Origin of the sequence: Pseudomonas sp. EL_65y_Pfl1_R83 (assembly GCF_963970695.1) — a bacterium.
Classification (GTDB): domain Bacteria; phylum Pseudomonadota; class Gammaproteobacteria; order Pseudomonadales; family Pseudomonadaceae; genus Aquipseudomonas; species Aquipseudomonas tritici.
The window spans coordinates 1-255 of the sequence record NZ_CAXAQI010000550.1; the positions used below are offsets into that span (position 1 = coordinate 1).

The following is a 255-nucleotide window of genomic DNA, read 5'->3' on the forward strand; positions in this document are numbered from 1 at the left end:
CTTCGCGGCGAATCACGTTGTAGGCAAGCAACAAGCCCCAGACCTCCTGATACACCAAGTCGATCTTCTTGCTGCGTAAGGTCATTGCGTTCTGCTGCATCGAGCTTTTGATATCTCTGAAACCCAGTTCGATTTCCCATCTTTCCTGATAAAGCTTGGCGACGGCGCTGGCGCTGTAAGTGCTGGCTGGCAGCGACGTCATGACTGTTTTCAACTTGCCCTGAACTTCGTAGCTGACCTCTCGCACCTCCCAAT

At 52.5% G+C, this 255-nt stretch carries 1 protein-coding gene; it reads right to left on the reverse strand.

The window, feature by feature from the left end; translation table 11 throughout:
- Positions 1-255: transposase (locus tag AACY08_RS30285; protein ID WP_339472760.1), on the reverse strand; the 255-nt coding region annotated here is incomplete at both ends.